Consider the following 17489-nt stretch of genomic DNA (forward strand, 5'->3'; position numbering starts at 1 on the left):
CAATGTTACAATGTTTGTTTTAATTTTCTATTTTGAGCATTAACAATAAGCTCCATTCTTCGTAGGTCAGATATATTCATTTTTAAGCAAGCATCTACCCAAATATTCGTTATTTCAAGCAACTCTTTTTTTTGTAAAGGAAAAACCTTTTTTAAACATTGAAAATGGCTATGATTAAAATTATAATCCCTATCTATTTTTTCAATGTAATTTTTAACAGCATCAATACCAACTTTCTCGTCTTCTATCCGATCAATTAACCCAAAGTCAAACATTTCTTTTGAGCTATAAACATTTCCTCCATATAATATTTCTGTAGCTGTTTTAAAATTTAACTTTCTACATAAAAGACTATAAGCTCCCATTCCTGGGAATAGATTGAATTTCTTCTCTGGAAGACAAAATTTTGCCTTAGAATTACTCAAAATTAAGTCATGAGCCATTGCGCATTCGAAGCCTCCTCCATAAGCATTTCCTTCAACTAGAGCTATTGACACCGCTGAAAGATCAAACGATGTATAAATATTATATATCGCATCAATTGATAAATAGGCATATTCTCTTAAACCTTCTTCATCTTTGTTTTTAATACAATTCAGAAAAAATGTTAGATCACCCCCAAGGTTATATACTTCTTCATGTGCAGAGCAAGAGACTAAGTATTTCAATGGATAGGAATTATCTGTGAACATTATTTTCAAGTCTTCTGCAAAACGAGTAAACTCTCTTAAACCGTCCAATGTAAAGTTAGGTATTCCCTCTGTTTTAATTTTCCAAACTGCCGTTTCCATTTCTGGAAGATAGTTTACTTCTACGTGTTTATATTGATTTAACATTAATACTTCTTTAAGGTTTGGTTTGTTTTTTTATAAACTATTGTTAGGACACTTTAACAGTAACTTTACCTGATCTTTTTCCGGAGTTAAAAGATTTTTTCTCTGTAATCACATCAATTATCTTTTGAACAACAAATGTTGCGATAGTAAATAAAACCATTAATATTAAACTGGTTTTTACATCTTTATCATGGTATCCTACCAAGCCCATTGACCAACAAATCAGCACCCACTGAATTACATAAATGGATGTTATTTTTCTACTACAATAAAAGAATAGATCTGTAATTTTATTTGACTTAAACTTCTTTAAAATAAAAAGAGATAGCCAAAAGAATAATAAGTTACACCCAATTAAATAGACAACTCCCCCTATTCCAGTATGAAAGTAGTCTCGCATATGAAACTCATAGTTCTGTAAGCACAAAGCGCCTCCTATAATAAAAGTTGCTGCACCTGCAAGAAGCATTAGTTTGAACGTTTTTTGAACGTTCTTTTCATTTTCTTTAAAATAATAGCCAAAAAACATTCCAACTAAAATGAATACAAACCAAGGGAATACTGCAAAATAAATATTCCAATCTTTACCCCATAGTAGATCTAGAATGTAATCGAGCACAGGAATTCCCGCTCTAGTTCCTCTTATGAACTCCGTTAAGATTAACACTACTACTGCAATGTATAACACCAAGAACTTATGTTTTTGAGCGTATTTATGTATTATCCCCATAAAAAGAAGACAAGCCCCCGCGAGTTGTAATATATCGCCTGTTAATACGAGGTATATCATTTTATCTAATCCTATTGGCATTTCCCAACCATAAGCATTGATAAAACTTTCTGGTACAAGACCCAATACGATGGGAACAATAAACTTTAGGAAATTCATTAAATACCCAACTAATATCAACATTATTCCTCTTTTAATTGAACTCATTACTGAGTTGTTTCTCGATAATGTGTATGAAAACCCCATAGCAATAAGGAAAACACCTGCCCACTTTCCAAAAAAGTGCACTACTAGTCCTAACCAGCTTTCTTCTTGCGTATATGTTGATCCGTAAATTAATAATGTATGAGCCATTGGAATAAAAAACACTCCAATTCCTCTAGCCAAATCAATGGCTTCAATTCTCTTTTTTGATAAACTCCCCATTTTTATTATATCCAACTTAGTTTTTTAGACAAAGGTTTTCGTTTTCGATTTACTTCCATTAAATCTTGTTTTAAGTTCCCCATAAAAAAGACACCCAAACACTTTTCTCCTTCTTTAATTTCCATGCAATTTTCTACATATTTTATAGTAGCCGCTCCAGTATCCCAATACCCGCCAATATTCATTACAGTACAACTGAGCCACATGTTTTGAACAGCGCACGAAACAGCCGCTACTTCTTCCCATTCTGGTAATCGAGAACTTGGCTTACACAATATCGCAATCATCGTAGCATTATTTGCATACCGTTTGGTTTCTTCAAATCGCTCGTTTGAAAACTCTTCAATAGTAAATAGTTCTCTATAAAAATTAGCCATAAATACTCCCATTTCCTGTTTATGAACTCCTTCTAAAACAGCAAATCGCCATGGTTGCGTTAGCTTATGAGTTGGAGCCCAAAGTCCATTTTCTACAATGGTTTCTACAGCTTCACGAGGAAGTGGTTCGTTTGAAAAGTCGGAAGCGTAATATGTTCTTCGTTTCTTAATAATTTCACTTAAACTTTCTATTTCCATTAGTCCGCAGGTTTAAGTTCTACAAATTCTTTTACATACTTAGCTACAGGGTTTTCAAGAACTCCGTTTAACTTTAAGCTTTCGATAGGATCTGCCAAGTTGAGCATTTGCTTTGTATTTGATAACTGAAGCTTATTTAAGCAACAGCGATCAAATTCAGGTACAAATAAATTATACCTTTCATATTTATCAGTATACTCTGGGTGACTTTGTTGATACTCGTTAATACTTTTTGCTACAAGTTCCCAGAACTTATCTTCGGAATAACCACAATGCGTTTCTAGTATTTGTCCCAAGAATCTGAAAATACAATCAAAAACATCTGTGAAAATTGATAGTATCTTCATTTTGTCTGTAGTCTTAGTAAAAAGTCTATCTGCATGCTCTGGCAAATACATTTCTTCATTAAAAACAATTACTTCCTCCGTAATGTCTTTCATCAAAATAGAAACGGGCTGATTGTTTTCTAAAACCAAGATTATGTTTTCTCCATGCGGCATAAACACCAGCTCGTACTTATAAAAGCAATGGATTAAAGGCTGAAAATATGCCTTTAGATATTTTTCAATCCACAAATCAGCTTTGATACCTGAACTCTTAATAAACTCAGCTAATAAAGACTTTCCATTCCTATCAATATGAAGTAATGAAGCCATTGTAGCCACCTTTTGTGTTTTCTTTATTTTAGAAAATGGGCTTTCTCGCCATAATGCAGATAACATTTTATTATGCGGATTTGTCTTTCCAAGTACTTCATAATAATGATTGTGGTATCCTACAGTTGCTACCTCTCCCAACATTTCGAAACCAACCTCTTTCAAATAAGAATCACGCTCTAAAAGTTCATTAATCCACTTTGTAATGTAAGGAGTACTTTGCATATAATAAGGTGATAAACCTCTAACAAATCCCATATTTAAAATGGATAAGGAGGTTTTGGTGTACAACTTCTTTGGATTGGTCAAATTAAATAAGGTTCTTATGGATTGTTGTGCAGAATAATCATCGTTACTCTCTCCTAGCAATACAATACGTTTATTTGCTATATCCGAAGCAAAAACATGTACTAATTTATTCGTCCATTGCCAAGGATGTACTGGCATAAAAATATAATCAGACTTTGATAACTCTACTTTTTCAAGAACTTCGTTAAACTGATTTATCTTGGCTATACCTAATTCATTTATTAATATCTCATTGTAACCAAACTCTTCTATTGCTGTATATGTTGCAAACTCTTTATGAGCTGCTATCCAAAGTATTTTAAATGGATTATTGGTTTCAGGAGCATATTTATGATAGTCGTTAATATTAAAACCAATTCTTCCGTTATTGGCTACGAAACAAGGATGACCTTCGGACATCGCGTGCTCAATCTCTTGAAATCCCGAATTAGCAAGATCAGCAGATGATAACTGTTCGTTTTCATATTTATATGCTGCACTAATTAAAGTACTTGTGATTTCTTCTAAATAGGTTGCTAAGAACTCATCAGGTATTTCAAGTGTTTTTCTAAACTCAGTGATGAACATAAGTGCATCAATTGTTTCTTTTTTTCCGTTTCTTAGCTTTATTATGCTATCCACATCAACATGCCAATGATCTAAATGAAACTTTTTTGCCTTGAATTTATAGGTAACCTCTTTATTGTCATTAATTAGTTCATAAACATTCCATGACTTTTCTAATTCATCAGACTTCAAATTTGGTGTTAAAATAAGCTCATGTGCAAACTCACTAATTGCTTTTTTAACTAAGTGTTTATTCACTATCTCCCAAGTTTCAGGGTTAATAAAGGTTATTTCTTGGTTATTCATGATTTTGTAACTTATTTAAGGCTTCTTCGTAGTTCTCTTTTGTACAAATGGCTAATGAAGCAACTTTATGAGGTAACTCTATTTCCTTTTGATAAACAAACCCAGCCTTTTTATTCAACTTATGGATTTTTTCGTTGTTCGCATCAGGTTCTACAACAACTCTTGCCACATATGGAAGACTAAAAAAGTAGTCCATAATGGTTGAAAAAACACTCCAAGTAAATTGAGGAATTCTCTTTTGAGCTGGTGCTACCAAAATGTGCATTCCATAGTCATTTAATTCGGCATCGTAATATTTTGCAATCATATCTTCAGAAGCCTTGTAACGTTCCATTAAAAAAATAGGACGATCATTGAGTGTTCCTATATAAGTATGGTGATGAGGATTGTTTTCTATTTCATCATAAGAATCAAAAACTTGATCTTTTGAAAAATCTAGCATCCCCCAATACTTAGCATATGGTTGTTTCACCCAATCGTACAAAGTATTGATATCTTCCTTCAGGTTAATTGGTCGTAATACAATACACCCAATTCCCTCTATTTCTTTACTAAAAATCTTTTGTTCTATCAACGACATCATACTACTTCTTCTGGTTCGGTTTCAACACTATAAACTGCGATAGGATTTGCTATTTCACCTGCAAATTGTAGTAATGCCACTGGGTCATCTAAATCAATCATTTGTTTATGATTATTTAATTGTAAGCGATTTAAACACGATAGCTTAAAGGTATCGGCGAATAAATCATATTTGTTAAACTTATCAATCAGTTCGGGATGTTGCTGTTGATATTCTCTAATATTCAATGCTACTAGCTCCCAAAACTTGCTCTCTGGGAAGTTCGCATGCTCTTCCAATATTGGTGTCAGATACCTAAAGAAACCATCGAAAACATCAGTAAATATTGATAATAACTTTACATCTTCTGGCACAGGTGCATACATTCTTTTTAAGTCTTCTGGTAATTCCACCTCTGGACTTAAAATCACGGCTTCTTCAGTAATATCTTTAAGTAATGAGCTTACGGGTTTGTTGTTTTCTAAGACAAGGATAATATTTTCACCATGAGGCATAAACACCAAGTCGTATTTATAGAAACAGTGAATTAATGGACTCAAATAGGCTTTTAAATAGCTACTTATCCAATATTCAATACTTAATCCTGAGCTTTTAATATATTCTGGTAATAAGGCGTTTCCATGATGATCAACATGAAGTAATGCTGCCATAGTAATTGGCTTTTGTCCCTCTTTTATTTTAGAATATGGACTTTCTCTCCATAAAGAAGCGAGCATTTTATTATAATCATTATGAGGACCAAATTCCTCGAAATAAGGATTTACATAGCTTACTGATCCTATTTCGCTCAACATTTTAAATCCTACTTCTTGAATAAATTTATCTTCATAAAGCAAATTCTCAAGCCATATAGCCATTTTCGGAGCGGTTCCTAGGTAATACAAAGGTAATCCTCTCATAAAGCCCATATTTAATATAGACAAGGCCGATTTCGTATAAAACTTTTGTGGATTTGTTGTATTGAACAAAGTTCTAATTGATTGCTGTGCTAAATATTGATCTGGACCATATCCCAAACAAACTAAATCTGCTTTTGCTATTTCCGGAGCAAAGACCATTGCCAGTTTATTAAACCACTGCCATGGATGAATCGGAATAAACAAATAGTCTTCTGGATTTAATCCTTTTGAAGACAATGTTTGGTTAAACTGATTTATCGTGTTAGCATCCAATTCTTGATGAATAAGTTTATCATAAGGCAAACTCTCTATTGCTGAATAAACGGCTTTTGATTTATGCCCTGCCAACCATAATAATGAGAACGAGTTTCCTGCTTCAGGTGCATATGAGCGATAATCACTACTATCAAAACCAATACGTCCATTGTTAGCAACAAATCCAGGGTGTCCTTCCGTCATAGATTGTTCTATAGTTTGAAAGTCGGCTTGAGCTAACTCCTTTGCCGTTGGGTTTCCCTTCGTAATTTTAAAAGCACTTCCATATAGGGTGCTGATAATTTCTTCAAGATAAACAGGTAGTTTCTGCTTATCTATTCCAAGAGTTTGTTCAAACTCTTTAATAAACAATATCGCATCTAAATCAACAAGATCATTATCTTTCCTTTTGATTAAAGTCGATTCTTTAATCATAAGTTGTTCTAAAGCCAATTCCTTAGCTTCAAATTCATAAACAATATTGGAATTATCAGCAGATAAAGTAAATAAACTCCATCCTTCACCAATAGATTTTACCTTTTTAGGCGCAAATATTCTTTCATGTGTAAATTCACATATTGCTTTCTTAACCAATAGCTTGTTTGACTGTAGCCATACTTCTGGCTTTATATGTTGAACAGATTGTTGTGGAGAAACCACATTATCTAATGTATTCATATTACTACGTTTTGAAGGGGTAATTTTCTTAATTTGATTTTGGTATCTCTTTCTGTCGAGAAAAGCTAATTGAGCCGTTTTATGAGGTAATTCTATGATTTTATCTAAATAAAAGCCGATTCTTTCGCATAAGGCGAACATCTTCTTATTTCGAATATCTGGTTCAACTACAATTCTGTCGATACTTTCATTTGTAAAAACAAAATCCATTATTGACTGAAACATATACCATGTAAAATGAGGAATTTTAGTGTTTTTCGGCGGTGCCACAATTATATGGACTCCTGCATCGGAAGTTTGGGCTTCATAATGCTTATTAATCAAGTCATTCTGTGGATTATAGCGTTCAAGAAAAAAAACTTCTTCATTGTTATAAATCCCTACAAAAACATCATAATCTACGGGTTCTATTAACTTCCTATATTCACTTTTTACATCTTCTAATGATGTATTATGCATTCCCCAAAAAACAGCATACTCTTGATTTACCCAATTATGGAGTGTTTTCGAATCCTCATTTAAATCAAAAGTTCGAATGCTTATTTCTCCAAAATCTTTGTAGTTATGTTTATATACTATTTTATTATTTACTGACATTTATGACAATTTTACTCACGGTATGAGGTATAAGTAATTTATATTTAGTTTGTATTCCTTTCACTAACTCTGCTTTAATTTTGGCTGATTACTTTTAAGGTTAGAAGAAAACTTAAAAACAAAAAAGTACAGTAACAGTGTTATTATAAAACCTGATAAGGCAAGTATAAATGGCATTTGCAGACCGAAGTTGTCAACTACTAACCCTACATTTAACGAAGCCAGTAAAACTCCTAAATTTTGGAAAAAGTGAATTTTGCTATAATCTATAGAATACGACTCAGGAGAACTCATTTCGAATAAGAAGACATCGAATTTTACCATTCCTTGGAATATTGCCCATCCATAAATTATTCTACCAATAATTACCATGCTTTCTGAAGGAATTCCTTGAAGAGAGAGTCCTACAAGTCCAATAATTAAAGCTTTTATAATACCTTCGTATCCACTTGCGCTTCTCTTGTTGTTAATCCATAATGCGATTAAAGCAACGAATCCTGGTATCGCATAAATTGTTCCTGAGATTAACTTGGAGTCATTTGACGCAAAGCTTTCCCAATACATTGAAAAGAAAGGGCGGATTAAGAAATCACTGAAGTACAGAATTAAAGTCAACAAACCAATTTTTATAATAAAACTATTAGAAGTAGAACTTTTTTCCGTCTCATCGGCAACGATAATGACATCTGTATTGTATTTTTTACTCTGTAATAGATAAGCACTTACTAACATTTGTAAAAAGTCACCAAGTGCCATTATGATAAATATCGAGCTAGGATTGATAAAATCCACTGTAAACCCTCCTATTACGGCTCCTAGAATTCCTCCAAGATGAACCACTACCGATAATAAACCGATAGTGCTTGTATGTTCTTCTTTCTTTATAATTTTAAGTATGTAAGGATACACCAAGAGATAACTTCCTTTGAAAAGCACCATGATTAGGGAAACAATCCAAAAGTTGATATACGACTCAGTCCAATAACAATACAATGCCAAAACACCTGCTATTGCTTGTGTGTATATCAGTATTTTTAGCTCCGCTACTTTCTTTGAAACATATGCCCAAAAAGGAAATGCAATCATTACCATGAAACATATAGCAGCAAAATAATACCCTACATTTTTAGGATTTGACATTCCAAATCTCAATTCAAAAAACTGAGGATAAAACGGATGCAATAAATAATCGCTAACAACTGCAATAAAGGTCATTGTTATTAAAAATGACTTTAGATTCATCTGTATATTTTTATCATTAAAAAAAACAGATATAAGTCTCAATATTTAAAATAGCGCACTTCTTTCGAATCCAATACTTTAAACATTTATCGAACTTATACCGTTTCTTTTACGTTTTTAATTATTTCTTCCTCTTGGCTTACACCAAACTGTTGAAACGCAATACTTTTTTCAACTGGATAGTGCTCTTTACCTGTAATTTCTTTTATAATATATGAGTTACGATAGCAGGCCATTCCTAAATCTGGTGTAACAAAACCGTGTGTATAGAGTTCAACATTTTGAACAAATATTTCATTGTGGTTTTTATCAATTGTATAGTTTCGTTGTACATCATATCTACCTTTTGCATCCCATCCAATTCTATCATTAACTCCTTCTATAAAATCAGGCATTTTATAGTGATAACCTGTACATAAAACCAGCCCTTCAGTAGTTTTTTCGAAATACTTATCCTCTTCTACTTGATGCAGTTCTAAAGAAATTTTATTGTTTTCATATGATGAATTTACCAACTCCGTGTTCGTTCGTAATGAAACTTTTAATGGCTCAGAAGCATATGATCTTTTTGTATAAAGCAAGTCGTGAATATCGTTTATCAAATCCTGATTAATTCCTTTGTATAAATGCTTTTGATTACTAATTAAATCATCTCTTTTCTCTGAAGGAAGGTTGTAGAAATAATCAACATACTCAGGAGAAGTCATTTCTAAAGTAAGTTTTGAATATTCAAGTGGAAAGTATCTAGGAGATCTTGTTATCCAATTTAACTCATAACCTTTTTCATCAATATCTTGTAATAAATCGTAAAATATCTCTGCAGCGCTTTGTCCACTTCCTAATACTGTAATCGACTTCTTCTTTTGCAACTCTTCTTTTTCAAATAAGTAGCTAGAAGAATGAGTAGCCACTTTATTTAGTTTTTTCGCGCTATTTGGAATGTAGGGTTGTGTTCCAGTACCTAAAACAATCTTTTTAGCCTTATAAATTTTGATTTCATAGGTCTTTGTACATATGCTAGTCACCACATAAACTTGATCTTTTTCATCAAAATCAATATTTTTTACTTCTGTATTGAAAAAAACATTAGGGAGCTTTTCAATTGCCCATTGACAATAATGATTGTATTCATTTCGAAGCAACAAGAAGTTCTCTCTGATATAAAAAGAGTAAATCCTTCCTTTTTCTTTACTGTAATTTAAAAAACTAAACGGATTTGTTGGATCAGCCAAGGTTACTAAATCGGCCATAAAAGGAATCTGTAATGTTGTACTTTGTAACATCATTCCTGGGTGCCAATCAAACTTTTCGCTTTTATCTAAAAATATTCCATTAAGTCCTTCAATAGGAGCTGTTAAACAAGCCAATCCTAGGTTAAAAGGACCTACTCCAATTGCTATAAAATCTGCTATATTCTCTGCCATTTTATTTTAGTTATTAGTTTTATATTGTTCTCCTTTTTGTTGAATCATTTTTAAAATTTCAAAAAGGTTTTCTTCTGTGTTATTCGGATTTAACAAGGTAAATTTCAAATAGATATTTCCATCTAACTTTGTACTAGCCACGGAGGTTCTTCCTTGTTTAAACAAGGTGTTTTTTATATACATGTTTACTCTGTCATGCACTTTATTTTCACGAACTCCCAATGCTTTATATCTAAACACTATAGTGCTTAATTCAGGTTGATGAGCTACTTCGAAATGAGCATCATCTTTGATTTTGTTATATACTGAAGTTGCTAAGTGATGTACTCTTTCCAAATACCTTCCTATTGTTTCTTTTCCTAATGTTTTTAATGTAAACCACACTTTAAGAGCATCAAACCTTCTTGTTGTTTGAATTGACTTTTCTATTAAATTAGGTCTCTCTGGGTCTTTATCCTCGATTGGATTTAAGTAGTCCGCATAATAAGATACATATTGAAAGTGTTGCTTGTTCTTGGCTAAATAAGCACTACAACACACTGGTTGAAACATTGTTTTATGAAAATCGATTGTTATTGAATCAACCGAATTAATTTTTTCAAAGTAACTCTTATGTGTATCCGTTAAAACAAAACACCCTCCGTATGCCCCATCAGCATGTAACCACATTTTATAATCTTTAGCAATGCTTGAAATCGTTTCTAAAGGATCAAAACTACCATAATCCGTGGTTCCTAAAGTAGCCACAACTGCTACCGGTATATTCCCCTCTTGTTTCACTTTTTCTATTGCTAAAACCAATTCATTAGGGTCCATTCGCATTTTATTATCCGTTTTTACAGGAATAACAGCATCGTAGCCCATACCTAATAAGGCTGCATTCTTTTTTATACTGAAATGCGCTTTTTCAGAGCAGAAAATTCGGAACTTACTTACCTCTTCAAACCAACCATGTTGTTTAATATTTACTCCATAATTTTCAAAAGCATAATGATCGCGAGCCATCAATAGTGCCATAAAATTAGATTGAGTTCCTCCACTTGTAAACACACCATCTGAGCTTTCAGGAAATTTAAACTCGTTACTGATCCATCTAATTACTGCCTGCTCTATAAAGGTAGCAGAAGTACTTTGATCCCAAGTTTCAATAGCTGTATTAACAGTAGATGCTATAATTTCCGCAGCCATTGCAGGTAAAACAACAGGGCAATTTAAATGAGCAACGTAGTTAGGGTTATGAAAAGCAATTGTATTCTTTATATATAAATCATTGAGATATTCTAAGGCATTCTCAAATGACAGTGTATCTTCTCCATCAATTTGTGCATCTAATTTATGTTGGTTAATTTCCTTTAAATTATCTCCAACATAAAAATCTTCTTTGCTAAAGAATTTTTTTAAGGTTTCTAAAATTAAATTTGTTTGTTTTTCTAAGTCTTTAAAAGACTCTCCATGCAATAAGTCGGTTTGCAATGAAGAATCGACAAGAACCGGGAATTCGTCTAAGATCATTTATTTTTATTTAGTCTTAATAGTTGAATACAAAATTAAGACGTAAAAAAATCCTAAAATGACGCAATTGTGATAAAAAATGACGCAATATTAAATCGATTCATCAGTATAAAAAAATAGAACATCCAATTAAAAATCAAATAATTATCTTGCAGTAACCAAAAATTGACCAAATAATGAAAAAAATTTATTTCTTAATTTTAGTACTTTGCAACTCCTTTTTCTTCTCTCAAGAGAAAATAAATCCCTTTAAAGAAATATCATACGGGAATAAAAACCACACTAATAGAGACGTCCTAAAGTTTACTATCAAGGATAGCAATAATAACTTTTATTTAATTGGAACAACAGAAAATGACTTCACATTTAATGACGGTAAAATTATAAAGTTAAATAGCAATCTCGATGTCATATGGGAAAAAGAAAAATCTTTTGATACAGGACTGTCTTATGATGGGATTCTTGGTGTTCATATAGATTCCAATGACGATTTAATTATAATATTTCGAGCTGCTTACACAAGTAATAGGCAAACTTTCATTTTAACTAAGTTAGATAAACATGGGAACTTCCTATGGGAACATGCCCTATCAGATTTAAACGACCCAATAGCCTATGATTCTTCATCTTTTAAATCCTTTATAGATAGTTCAAATAATGTTAGTTTCATATTTAAACCCATAAACGAAACACCCGTAAATTTCTATTTCAAAAAAATTTCTCCTTCTGGAGAAGTACTAAGCGAATTCTCGACTAATCAACCTTTTATTGCAAGCGATGGAAGTAATAGAATATCTAAAATAATTAATATTGACGATATATATTACGCTATTAGCTCGGAGGATATTGCTTCATTTCCGTATCAAAAATTTATATTTCAACACTTTACAAATTCAATATATTCAAGTTCTGAGTTAGACCTAACGGATGAAGCTATTAGTTTTTTTAGACAATCGTTTGCAGAAGAATATAGCGTTATTAAAAAGGATAATTCAAATAATATTTTATTACTTGTTCCTAATTATGATAACAATAAAAACTTTGGATTATTAAACGTCGATCTAAATGGGGAAATCAAATATGTTATTTTACCCGAAGACTCTGTGAATAAATACCCTCTCGAATTTGGCTTCGACGAGCAAAACAACCTTCTAATTGTTAGTAATAATGCCCTTTCTTCAGATGCTAATAATCTAAAAGTTACGCTTCAAAAATATGATGAGGACGGAAATTTATTTTTTGAGAAAGATTCTCCTTATAATGCGAAGTTTGCCAGTATTAATAATGGGCAGGTTTCAATATTGACAGATGGCAATAAAATAATCAACTATGATCATAATTTTGATGTTTTGGATAATATTCAACTTAATCAAATAGCAACTTCTGAATTTCAAATAATTGATCTTTTAAAAACAGAAGAAGAAACATTCCTTTCCGGATTTACAAAGGATATAAATTATTCTGGAAGTGTTTTGATTTCTGAAACTGATATGCTAATCAAAAAAGCGAATCATTCTGACGAACTAACCTCTTATCGTTATAGTGGAAAAGGTACCTCGAAAGTTTTTATGAGAAATGAGTTAGTTGTTAGAGATACTGCTTATGCTTTTGCCGTAACTGAAGCTACGGGGCCAGATAATTTTGGTCCTGGAGGATCTATTTCTCCTAGACAACAGAGATTCGTTACTTTGAACAAAAGTGATTTATCAATATTAGAAGATAAAATTGTACCTACTGATGAAATCCTATATACGCCAATATATCCAAAAGACCTTTCAACTTCTTTTATATCTAATAATGGAGATAACTATATTTACGAAATTAGTAGTGATACAACCAATATTTCCTTATTCAAGAATAATGTCTTTCAATGGTCTAGAGATTTAAATTTATATGAAGACCCCAATGGTGATGGAATTACTAATGATGATGAATTAATTATGGATTGGAAAGTAAATAATAAAGGGGACTTTTTACTTTCAACATATATTTATGGTTTAAATGAATTTACAATTCATAAATTCTCACTGAATAATGAATATTTAAGCTTAGAATTAAATCAATTGATTCCAATTATTCAACCCTTTACCAATAACTGGATCTTCACAATGAACTATCAAGGAGAAATTGTCATTTATTCGGATAGGTTAACAGTTATAAACTCACCAGATTCGGAATATAGAAATATAGGAATATTCTCCTTTTATGTTAAAGAAAAAAACAATCAATTATTATTTCATAATTACAGAGACCAATATATATACGTTTTCAATAAATTTGGTGAAATGCTGCCTAACTATTTTGAAATTAATACATCTATAAGTCTTGATAGTGATGTAAATGTAGAATATGATGATCAATATTTACTAACACTTGAATCAGTTGGTAGCTCACTTTATTTAAATCCAGAATATGCCTGGCAAAGAGCAATTTTGAAAAAGTTTGATTTAGATGTAACAGATTCTTTTGACGAAATATCTTTAGATGATGACGATCAAGATGGAGTTCCTAATAATATAGATGAATGCCGAAACACACCTTCTAATGAGACACCTGATCAATACGGTTGCTCGCAATCACAAGTACTTAGTATTAGTGACATCTCTCTTTATAAAACTACTATTTATCCAAACCCTAGTACAGGAATTTTTTATTTCAATAATGCTTCGTCAAAAATTAAGAAAATTAGTGTTTTTGACACATTGGGAAGAGAAATATATTCTAATAACAGAAAATCGTACATTGAAAATGGAAAAATAGATCTTAATAAACAAGACAAAGGGGTATATTTTATAAGGTTCTTATTGGAAAATAATGCGTCTATCGATCGTAAAATAGTTCTGTTGAAGTAAATTTCTCTTGGGCAATCCAACAGAGTACTTTACAGGAATACGTTTTCAGACTAAAAACATTTACCTGTGAGACAAGCCTCGGGGCATTTATCCAATAAAGAATAAAAACAAACAAAGCCAGAGATCTATCTCTGGCTTTGCATTCGTTACCATTTATATAAAATTATGCCTTTTTATAGGCTTCAAGAGCTCTTAATCTTGCCATTTTATGATCTACAATTGGTTGCGGGTAGGTCAATTCATTTAAATCAGGCACCCATTTTATCGTATACTTTAGTTCTTTATCAAATTTCTTAAGCTGTTCAATGGGATTAAAAATTCTAAAATAAGGAGCTGCATCGCATCCAGTTCCAGCTGCCCATTGCCAATTTCCATTGTTTGATGCTAATTCATAATCTAATAGTTTCTCAGCAAAATAAGCCTCGCCCCATCTCCAATCTATTAACAAATGTTTACATAAAAAACTTGCTGTAATCATTCGTACTCTATTGTGCATATATCCAGTTGCATTCAATTGACGCATTCCAGCATCGACAATTGGATATCCAGTTTCTCCTTTACACCACTTCTTAAATTCGTTCTCATTATTTCTCCAGGGAACAACATCATATTTGGCCCTAAAATTGTTCGTTACCACTTTGGGAAAATGAAAAAGTATTTGCATAAAAAACTCCCGCCAAATAAGCTCACTCAAAAAGATTGCATTCGTTTTTAGGGCATGTTTCACCATTGCACGTATACTTACTTGACCGAATCTTAAATAAGGCGATAAATACGACGTTTGGTCTAAAGCTGGATAATCACGAACTTCTTCGTAATTAAACAACTGATCAATTTTATAAGGAATTACTTTAATCTTACTTTCTTCAAAACCCATTTCATGCATTGAAGGAAAGTCAATACTATACTTATAAAATTTATTAGAATACTCCCTTGTATCATTTTGAATCAAGTGTTCTTCTGCCTTAAAAAGCTTCAACCATTGATTTTTAAAAGGTGTATATACTGTATAGGGGGTGTTATCTTTTTTTAACACCTCCCCTTTTTCAAAAATTACTTGATCTTTAAATGTATTTGTAGGGATTTCATTCTTCTCAAAATTACCAATAACCTCAGCATCTCTTTTCAACGCATAAGGCTCATAATCTCGATTAAAGAATAACCCCTTACATGAATACTCTTCTAATAAGTTATTCCAAACCTTTAGCGGATTTCCTTTCTTTACGATTAACGAGCTACCCAGCTTTTTTAATTGAACATCTATTTCGTGCAAGGTTTTATAAATGAAAGTTACTCTTGCATCGTCCTTTGAAAGTTTATCAAGGATTTCATCGTCGAAAATAAAAACTGGAATTACAGCGAAACCTGAATTTAAGGCATGAAATAAAGCAGTGTTATCTTCCAAACGAAGATCACGCCTGAACCAGAAAAAAACAACATTATTTTTCATTAAACATAGCTTCTAACGTGTTAAACCTATATTCAAATATTTCTTTCAATTGTTTTTTTATAAATATGTTTTGAGCTATCGTACCTAAAAAACCAAAAGGTATTTTATATGAAATTTTGTCTTCCATTAATGTTTTCCCATCAGGTAAACTATAAAACCAGTGCTCATGGTGCCACATTTTATAAGGACCAAAACGCTGCTCATCAATAAAAAACTCTTGATCTTTCACTTGAGTGATTTCGGTTACCCAGTTTTGTTTTACTCCTGGTAGAATTCCTACTTTGTATGTTATTATTTGTCCAGCATATGCTTTATGATTTACATCTGAAGTAATTTTAAAGCCCATGTGCGAAGGAGTAATCCTTTGAAGATTTTCTGGGGAACTAAAAAAGTCCCAAGCCTCTTCCAATGAAACATTTAATACTTGCTTTGTAGACAAAGTATATATTCCTGAGTGTTTTTTGAACTCAATCATTTTTACAATTATTCTATTTTATTCCAAATTTTATCTGAATCTAATCGAAAACTACCTATATAGTTAAAATTACATTCTGAAGGTTTGAGCAATGATAAAAAACGCCCCTTTTCGTTTTCATATAAATGGTATGTTTCTCCTACAATAGGTTCAAAAGTAAATTTTGAACTATATACCAATTCGTTATAAGAAAATTTATTATACAACACCTCAAACTCTTTTTTTAACTCTTCAAAAGACGCTTTTATCTGTTTGTTAGCTAGCGTAATATTTTGCTTTTTCCAACTAACAGAATTAGGTAAATCGATTTTAGGCGCTGTGAAATTAGTTGCATAAGGTTTTAAATAAGCGTCGTACTCATTTGTTTCTTCATTATAAACAATATTATCAGGTTTTTTCATTCGGATCTAAATATCAATTAAACACTTAATTTATAAAATATTCCTACAACTAAAATAAAATTAAGAGACATCTTCTTTTAGGGGGTGTGCTTTTTGTGAACAATTAATCTAAAATCACAAACGTTTTTCCTAATGGAAGTTGTCACACCCCCAGATTGAAGGGTTTTCGTTTAAATATATTTTGTAATTTTCTTACTATTAGGCTTTGTCATTGAATAGAAATAATCTACTAACCTCCCCTCCTCGTCTACTAAATACTTTTGAAAGTTCCATTTTACAGTAGAGTTGGATTTTCCATTTAACCCTCTTTGAGTTAGCCATTTATATAGTGCATGTTGATTTTCACCTTTCACCTCAACTTTTTCCGTGATTAAAAACGTAACTCCATAATTCAACTCACAAAAACTTTCAATTTCTGAAGCTGTACCAGGTTCTTGTCCTCCAAATTGATTACATGGAACTCCGATGATCATAAGATTGTCTTTATGCTTATCATAAAGCTCTTGCAGGCCTTTGTATTGGTTTGTAAAACCGCATTTTGAAGCAACATTTACGAACAAGATCTTTTTCCCTTTATAATCCTTCAAATCAATCGACTTATCATTGATATCACTAATTTTTATATCGTATAAAGAAGTCTTAGGCTCAAGGGTTTGTGCTTTTATTGATGTTCCGAACAGCGTCATAAGTAATAGTATTTTATATAGTTTCATGTATCCAATTTTTGCTATCTCTTT

14 protein-coding genes are annotated in these 17489 nt (G+C 31.8%); 1 reads left to right on the forward strand and 13 read right to left on the reverse strand.

Going from position 1 to position 17489, the window contains the following annotated elements:
* Nucleotides 1-5: 5 nt before the first annotated feature.
* From ACKTTV_RS13105 to ACKTTV_RS13145, 9 genes are all read right to left on the reverse strand, one after another.
* Nucleotides 6-836, reverse strand: a complete 831-nt coding sequence (locus ACKTTV_RS13105; protein WP_408031297.1) for a crotonase/enoyl-CoA hydratase family protein — start codon at nt 834-836, stop codon at nt 6-8.
* Nucleotides 837-879: 43 nt separating this feature from the next.
* On the reverse strand, nt 880-1992 hold the full coding sequence (locus ACKTTV_RS13110) for a heparan-alpha-glucosaminide N-acetyltransferase domain-containing protein (RefSeq protein ID WP_408031298.1): 1113 nt from the start codon (nt 1990-1992) through the stop codon (nt 880-882).
* Nucleotides 1993-1997: 5 nt separating this feature from the next.
* Nucleotides 1998-2567, reverse strand: coding sequence for a nitroreductase family protein (locus ACKTTV_RS13115; protein ID WP_408031299.1), 570 nt, complete (start codon nt 2565-2567; stop codon nt 1998-2000).
* Nucleotides 2567-4384 carry an IucA/IucC family protein gene (locus ACKTTV_RS13120; RefSeq protein WP_408031300.1) on the reverse strand — a complete coding sequence of 606 codons (1818 nt, stop codon included), beginning with the start codon at nt 4382-4384 and terminating at the stop codon, nt 2567-2569. The genes ACKTTV_RS13115 and ACKTTV_RS13120 overlap by 1 nt, the downstream gene beginning before the upstream one ends.
* Complete coding sequence (locus ACKTTV_RS13125) at nt 4377-4967, reverse strand: GNAT family N-acetyltransferase (protein ID WP_408031301.1); 591 nt, start codon at nt 4965-4967, stop codon at nt 4377-4379. The genes ACKTTV_RS13120 and ACKTTV_RS13125 overlap by 8 nt, the downstream gene beginning before the upstream one ends.
* Nucleotides 4964-7396, reverse strand: coding sequence for a GNAT family N-acetyltransferase (locus ACKTTV_RS13130; protein WP_408031302.1), 2433 nt, complete (start codon nt 7394-7396; stop codon nt 4964-4966). Before ACKTTV_RS13130 ends, ACKTTV_RS13125 begins: the two co-directional genes overlap by 4 nt.
* Nucleotides 7397-7459: 63 nt before the next feature.
* Nucleotides 7460-8638: an MFS transporter gene (locus ACKTTV_RS13135; protein ID WP_408031303.1), complete on the reverse strand. Its 1179-nt coding sequence runs from the start codon at nt 8636-8638 to the stop codon at nt 7460-7462.
* A gap of 95 nt (nt 8639-8733) precedes the next feature.
* On the reverse strand, nt 8734-10062 hold the full coding sequence (locus ACKTTV_RS13140) for a lysine N(6)-hydroxylase/L-ornithine N(5)-oxygenase family protein (RefSeq protein WP_408031304.1): 1329 nt from the start codon (nt 10060-10062) through the stop codon (nt 8734-8736).
* Between the two features lie 6 nt (nt 10063-10068).
* Entirely contained in the window at nt 10069-11574 is a 1506-nt protein-coding gene (locus ACKTTV_RS13145; protein WP_408031305.1) for a pyridoxal phosphate-dependent decarboxylase family protein, read from the reverse strand.
* A gap of 176 nt (nt 11575-11750) precedes the next feature.
* On the opposite strand from ACKTTV_RS13145, the gene ACKTTV_RS13150 reads away from it, so the two are divergent.
* Complete coding sequence (locus tag ACKTTV_RS13150; RefSeq protein ID WP_408031306.1) at nt 11751-14426, forward strand: T9SS type A sorting domain-containing protein; 2676 nt, start codon at nt 11751-11753, stop codon at nt 14424-14426.
* Between the two features lie 163 nt (nt 14427-14589).
* On the opposite strand, the gene ACKTTV_RS13155 is transcribed toward ACKTTV_RS13150, so the two are convergent.
* The 4 genes from ACKTTV_RS13155 to ACKTTV_RS13170 all read right to left on the reverse strand — a co-directional run bounded on the left by ACKTTV_RS13155 (nt 14590) and on the right by ACKTTV_RS13170 (nt 17438).
* Entirely contained in the window at nt 14590-15876 is a 1287-nt protein-coding gene (locus tag ACKTTV_RS13155) for a cryptochrome/photolyase family protein (protein ID WP_408031307.1), read from the reverse strand.
* Nucleotides 15866-16351: an SRPBCC family protein gene (locus tag ACKTTV_RS13160; protein ID WP_408031308.1), complete on the reverse strand. Its 486-nt coding sequence runs from the start codon at nt 16349-16351 to the stop codon at nt 15866-15868. The genes ACKTTV_RS13155 and ACKTTV_RS13160 overlap by 11 nt, the downstream gene beginning before the upstream one ends.
* 8 nt (nt 16352-16359) lie before the next feature.
* Nucleotides 16360-16752, reverse strand: a complete 393-nt coding sequence (locus ACKTTV_RS13165) for a DUF2452 domain-containing protein (RefSeq protein WP_408031309.1) — start codon at nt 16750-16752, stop codon at nt 16360-16362.
* Between the two features lie 170 nt (nt 16753-16922).
* Nucleotides 16923-17438: a glutathione peroxidase gene (locus tag ACKTTV_RS13170; protein ID WP_408031617.1), complete on the reverse strand. Its 516-nt coding sequence runs from the start codon at nt 17436-17438 to the stop codon at nt 16923-16925.
* Nucleotides 17439-17489: the final 51 nt, after the last annotated feature.

Source organism: Tenacibaculum xiamenense (assembly GCF_964513065.1).
Taxonomy (GTDB): Bacteria; Bacteroidota; Bacteroidia; order Flavobacteriales; family Flavobacteriaceae; genus Polaribacter; species Polaribacter xiamenense.

What these genes read in the sequence shown, in the direction of transcription:
- ACKTTV_RS13105 (WP_408031297.1), bottom strand. Translation starts at nt 836, where the DNA reads ATGTTAAATCAATATAAACACGTAGAAGTAAACTATCTTCCAGAAATG.
- ACKTTV_RS13110 (WP_408031298.1), bottom strand. Translation starts at nt 1,992, where the DNA reads ATGGGGAGTTTATCAAAAAAGAGAATTGAAGCCATTGATTTGGCTAGA.
- ACKTTV_RS13115 (WP_408031299.1), bottom strand. Translation starts at nt 2,567, where the DNA reads ATGGAAATAGAAAGTTTAAGTGAAATTATTAAGAAACGAAGAACATAT.
- ACKTTV_RS13120 (WP_408031300.1), bottom strand. Translation starts at nt 4,384, where the DNA reads ATGAATAACCAAGAAATAACCTTTATTAACCCTGAAACTTGGGAGATA.
- ACKTTV_RS13125 (WP_408031301.1), bottom strand. Translation starts at nt 4,967, where the DNA reads ATGATGTCGTTGATAGAACAAAAGATTTTTAGTAAAGAAATAGAGGGA.
- ACKTTV_RS13130 (WP_408031302.1), bottom strand. Translation starts at nt 7,396, where the DNA reads ATGTCAGTAAATAATAAAATAGTATATAAACATAACTACAAAGATTTT.
- ACKTTV_RS13135 (WP_408031303.1), bottom strand. Translation starts at nt 8,638, where the DNA reads ATGAATCTAAAGTCATTTTTAATAACAATGACCTTTATTGCAGTTGTT.
- ACKTTV_RS13140 (WP_408031304.1), bottom strand. Translation starts at nt 10,062, where the DNA reads ATGGCAGAGAATATAGCAGATTTTATAGCAATTGGAGTAGGTCCTTTT.
- ACKTTV_RS13145 (WP_408031305.1), bottom strand. Translation starts at nt 11,574, where the DNA reads ATGATCTTAGACGAATTCCCGGTTCTTGTCGATTCTTCATTGCAAACC.
- ACKTTV_RS13150 (WP_408031306.1), top strand. Translation starts at nt 11,751, where the DNA reads ATGAAAAAAATTTATTTCTTAATTTTAGTACTTTGCAACTCCTTTTTC.
- ACKTTV_RS13155 (WP_408031307.1), bottom strand. Translation starts at nt 15,876, where the DNA reads ATGAAAAATAATGTTGTTTTTTTCTGGTTCAGGCGTGATCTTCGTTTG.
- ACKTTV_RS13160 (WP_408031308.1), bottom strand. Translation starts at nt 16,351, where the DNA reads ATGATTGAGTTCAAAAAACACTCAGGAATATATACTTTGTCTACAAAG.
- ACKTTV_RS13165 (WP_408031309.1), bottom strand. Translation starts at nt 16,752, where the DNA reads ATGAAAAAACCTGATAATATTGTTTATAATGAAGAAACAAATGAGTAC.
- ACKTTV_RS13170 (WP_408031617.1), bottom strand. Translation starts at nt 17,438, where the DNA reads ATGACGCTGTTCGGAACATCAATAAAAGCACAAACCCTTGAGCCTAAG.